Origin of the sequence: uncultured Microbacterium sp. (assembly GCF_913776565.1) — a bacterium.
GTDB lineage: Bacteria > Actinomycetota > Actinomycetes > Actinomycetales > Microbacteriaceae > Microbacterium.
The window spans coordinates 1-4,907 of record NZ_CAJYPF010000207.1 but is presented as its reverse complement, the minus strand read 5'-3'; the positions used below and the strand labels follow the sequence as shown (position 1 = coordinate 4,907).

Genomic DNA, 4,907 nt, shown 5'->3' with positions numbered 1-4,907 from the left:
CGCGAGGCGGCGGGGATGAGCCCGAAGAGGGTCTCGAGCATGGTCATGAGAGCTCTCCCTCGGTCGATCCGGATGCCACGACCTCGGGCTCGCCGGCGGCCGGTGCCGCGGCATCCTGTGTCTGCTCCTCGAGCCATCGCTGGAGCTCGCGCAGGATCTCCGCGCTCAGCACGATCTCGATGAGTGGTCCGATGCGGTAGCGCCCCTCGGACTCCTCCTCGATGATGCCCTCGCGATCCAGCCGCGCGATCGCGGTGCGCACGGCCCGCTGCTGACTGGCACGCGTGCCGTCGGTCTCGCTGAAGTAGGTCAGCACGGTCTGCTCGACCTCTTCGACGTCGACGCGGGCGGATGCCGTGCCCGCGGTCGTCTCGCGCTGGAACACCGTGCGCAGGTACACCAGCACCAAGGTCTCGGCGCGCGAGTACGCCTCGTCCTTGAGCAGGATGGGCACGTCGAGCTCGTCGCTGCGCACCTGCTCCTTGTAGGCGACGCCGCGCGCGTGGTCGACGACGAGACGCACGAACAGGTCGTTCAGGCGCGACTCGATCATCTGCTGGTGCTCGAGCAGCAGCTTCCACTCGGCCGGCGAGGTCTCGGCGAGCAGGAACCGTCGCTGCAGGATGCGCACCAGCACGCGGCGCACGTCGGCATCCAGGATGCCGCGGTCGCCCGCGAACAGGGCGTCGGGGTCGTTCTCCATCGCCACGGGGGCGATGAAGGCGGGCGTCTCGGCGTCGGGGGTCGCGGCGGCGATGTCGACCGCGCGCTCGATCTCGGCGTCCCGGGTCTCGGCCGGTGCGGCCGTGTCGAGGTCAGTCATCGGCATCCGTTCTCGTGTGTCTCGCGGCCCGGACGGCTCCGAACGCGAAGCGCCGGGTCGTGCCGTCGGGGCGGACGGCCTCGACGACCGAGACGTCGGCGGTCTCGACCAGGCCGTCGCGGTGGACGATCTCGAGCAGCCCGACCAGATCGACCGGGCGGCGGGTGTCGGCATCCGCCCCCGCGAACGCCGTCGCGAGGTCGAAGCCGTCGTCGAGGCCCCCCACGTACGCCTCGAGCTCGGCGTAGTGCGGACCGCCCCAGGCGCGCGTGTCGGCGTCGACGAACTCCACGTCGTCGTCACCGGATGCCAGGGGCTCGGGCGCTCCGGGCGGACGCACATCGCTCAGCGATCGGCGCAGGTGCCCGATGTCGGCGAGGGGCAGGGTGCGCACCGGCTCGACGCGGCCGGGGGCGCGGGTCTGGCTCCAGCGGTGCAGCCCCGCCATGACCGAGCGCAGCAGGTCGTCGACCTGGCGATCGCGGATCGGGTCGTGCGTGCGCACCTGGGCGGTGATGACGTGCGAGGCGCGCCGCTGCGCCGTGAGCACCTCTTGCACACCCGCCTCGACCCGGCGGGCGATGGCATCCAGGTCGCCCCGCTGCTCGGGGGTCATGAGGCGCGAGAACGGCTGCGTCAGCACCGCGTGCACGCGATCGGTGAGGTCGTCGATGTGCTCGGGATCGCCGATCAGGCGCAGAGCCCCCTGGAACGCCCGCCCCTCGGGCGTCGCCTGCATCACCTGACGACCGCGTTCGAGGTATTCGCGCAGCACCTCTCCGGTGGGCCGCACGTCGCGCCGCAGCTCGGCGACGACGTCGCGCTGCATCGCGGCGATCGACTCCGCGACCCGCGAGAAGTCGGCCGGCAGCTCGCGGGCGAGGTGGATGACGTTCTCGGCCTCTTCGAGCAGGTGCTCGTCGTCGAGGGGCTCCACGATTCCCTCGTCGAGGGCGGCGATCTCGGCATCCAGGGCCGCGCGCTCCTCGAGCAGGGCCTCGCGACGGCGGGCGGGGTCGCTCTCGGCATCGCGGGCGAGGCGGTCGACGGCGTCGAGCAGCGTCCGCACGCGCGAGCGCGACACGCGGGCGCGGCCTCCACCGGCGCGACCGGCGATCTCGAGGGCCCCCACCGCGTGCGCCGACAGGCGGTAGACCTCGACGTCGTCCTCGATCTGCAGGCCCAGCCAGCCCATGCGCACCCAGCCGCGGCAGATCTCGCGGGCGGTGCCGGCGGGGATGCGGCGGTCGTCGTCGGTGTCGATGCCGGCCGCGCGCAGTTCGTCGATCGCCTCGGCGACCTCGACGTGCGCGTCGGCGACGGCCACGGCAGGGCGATCGGGGGTGAAGACCACCGACAGGACGGCGACGACGAACGGCGCGAAACGCCCGTGCAGCAGGTCGAGCGTCGGATTCTTGAACGCCGTCGCCGAGCGCAGATACGCGGCTTCGGCTCGGGTGCGGGTCACTGAGACGAGTCTACCGGCGACGCGGGATCCCTCATCGCGCGCTCACCCGCCGGAGCACCGGTACAGCGTCGCACCGGTCACCTTGTTGACCTCCCCACCCTCGCCGTGGGCGCCGAAGTCCCATGAGCCCAGCTCGTGGCAGCCCGGTGCCGTCGCCACCTCGCGCACCGGGTCGCCCTCGGGGGCGCCGTCGGCGACGACGAAGAGGTGCGGGCCGCCGGACTCCCGCAGGGCGGTGAGATCGTCGACGGAGAACACGGGCACGCGCCCGCTGTATCCGCCGTCCGTGAGCACGCTCGCCCCCGTGGCGTCGATCACCTGCGCCGAGATCGCCCAGGAGTCGGTGACGAAGAGGGGCCCGCCCCCGTTTCCGCCGCCGTGATCGCGTGCGGACTGCACGAGTTGCGCGACGGCGGGCGTCAGCTGCGGCGTCCCGCCCCACGGGGCCGGCGTCGACACCGCGAATCTCTCGTCGGAGTGGTCTCCGTGCGCGGTCACGCCCACATAGGCATCTCCGCCGCTACCGTCGCGCGCATCGTCGAGCACCTGCAGGCTCGTCGCCACCGGCAGGCACAGCAGCGCCACCGCCAGCGCGACCGGAGCCGCGCGACGCGAGACCACGCCGACCGTCAGGCCGACGACGGCGAGCACGATGGCGGGCACCAGCAGGACCAGTGGCAGGCTCGCCGTCGGAAGGAGCACCGCCCACCAGGCGCCCTGCACCAGCACGAGCGCCGGCAGCGTCATCCGCGCGGTCGCCCCGGGCGCGCGCCGCAGGCGGATCCCCTCCCTCCACGCCTGAGCGGCCAGCAGTGCCAGCGGGACCCCGAGAGCCGCGACGTAGGCGGTGTGCGGCACCCGCGTCACGGTGAGCACGGCCGCGGAGGTCACGAGCCAGAGACCGAGGAGGACGGTGAGCGCGAAACGCTGTCGACGCGCCGGGGACGACCACCCGTGCCGCCGCGGGCGGAATCGCCAGAGCCCCAGGACCAGCCCCGCGACCGCGGCCGGGTAGAGCCAGCCGATCTGGGTCACCAGCGGCAGTTCGAGCAGTTTCCCATACGAGGCGCCCGCGCCCGCGGTGCCCGACGACGAGGCGTGCGCCGAGGCGGCGTGGCCCGAGAGGGCGTGCACGATCGCGGTGAGGGTCGAGCCGACTCCACCGGTCGACGCCGATGCTCCCACGCTCCCGGGCCACGCGCCGGGTGCGAACCGGTCGAGGCCGTTGTACCCGAACACCATTGCGAAGACGTCGTCGTCGGTCGAGCCGTCGACGTACGGACGAGACCCCGCCGGGACGAGCGCGATCACCGTGATCCACGCCACCGAGGCCACCACCGCCGACGCCGCGAGCGCCCCCGCGCGCGCGAGGGCGCGGCGCCGGCCGGGCGTGCCGGCGAGGGTCGCCACGACCAGGGCCGGCAGCACGAACCACGCGGCCATCATCTTCGCCTGGAAGCCGATGCCGACGAACAGCGCCGCCACCAGCAGCGGCCACGACCGCGCCGTGAGCATCGCGCGCTGCCACCAGACGACCGCGACCGCGAGCGCCACAGTGAGCAGGCCGTCCTCCATCGGGTGGGCGAACATCGACACGAAGATCGGCGTCGACGCCGCCGCGGCCGCTGCGACCAGACCGAAGCCGCGGCCGCCGGCGCGCAGGCCCACCACCGCGCACGCCACGACCGTGACGATCCCCTCGATCACCTGGGGCAGGGCGATCGCCGAGATCGACATGCCGAAGAGGCGGATGCTGAGCGCCTGCGGAACCGCGAACCCGCTCAGCTTGTCGAGGGTCACCGTCGCCGCCGGGTCGAAGGCGCCGAAGAGCAGCGCGTGCCACGACTGCGACATCGACCGCGCCGAGGCCTCGTAGAACGAGAAGTCCCCGCCGCGAGCGAGGTTCCAGCACGTGAGCACCGTGAATCCGGCGACGATGAGGCCGAGCGCGACGCGCGCCCACCACGGTTCGCGCCACCAGCGCGCGAGGGGGACGGGACTTTCCACGCTGCACAGCGTCGCGCGGTCAGGGCGGCACGGGGTATCAGTCGGGTATGAGCCCGCTGTGGGTCCGACGTGCCCGGCGTCGAGGCGGTGGCGCGTCGAGACGCCGGGATCCGCCACCCGCGGCGCACACGCGCGGGCGACGGATCCCGGGGGTCGGCTCGATCAGATCTCGGAGCGCGGGCCCGGCACGGTCTTGTTGAAGCCCGTGACCGGTTCGTTCTCGTCGAACGAGGCGATCGGGCGGCGGAACCCGCGGGTGAGCACGAGCAGATAGACGACGCCGATACCGGTCCAGATCAGACCGCCGACCAGCGCGTGCAGGTCGAGGTTCACCCACAGCAGGCCCGTGAGCACCATGCCGATCGCGGGCATGACGATGTAGCGGGCGATGTCGCCGGGGGTCTTGCGCAGTCCCTTGCGGATCGCGAACCAGGCGATGACCGAGATGTTGACGAAGGTGAAGGCCACGAGCGCGCCGTAGTTGATGTACGCCGCGATCTGCTCGAGCGTGAACGCGATCGCCAACAGGCTCACCGCCCCCACGATCACGATCGAGAACGTCGGGGTGTGGGTCTTGGGGTTGATGAAGCCGAAGATCCGACGCGGCAG

The 4,907-nt window shown here is 72.6% G+C and carries 3 protein-coding genes and 1 pseudogene; all 4 read right to left on the bottom strand.

Features of this window, described 5'->3' with window-relative positions; genetic code table 11:
* Nucleotides 1-43: 43 nt before the first annotated feature.
* Nucleotides 44-703 carry a DUF4194 domain-containing protein gene (locus QZ433_RS11710; RefSeq protein ID WP_295783606.1) on the bottom strand — a complete coding sequence of 220 codons (660 nt, stop codon included), beginning with the start codon at nt 701-703 and terminating at the stop codon, nt 44-46.
* A gap of 112 nt (nt 704-815) precedes the next feature.
* Nucleotides 816-2,291, bottom strand: a complete 1,476-nt coding sequence (locus QZ433_RS11705; protein WP_295783604.1) for a DUF3375 domain-containing protein — start codon at nt 2,289-2,291, stop codon at nt 816-818.
* Between the two features lie 42 nt (nt 2,292-2,333).
* Nucleotides 2,334-4,298, bottom strand: coding sequence for a glycosyltransferase family 39 protein (locus tag QZ433_RS11700; RefSeq protein WP_295783601.1), 1,965 nt, complete (start codon nt 4,296-4,298; stop codon nt 2,334-2,336).
* Nucleotides 4,299-4,460: 162 nt separating this feature from the next.
* A pseudogene (locus QZ433_RS11695) lies at nt 4,461-4,907 on the bottom strand (Putrescine importer PuuP); the annotation flags it as partial.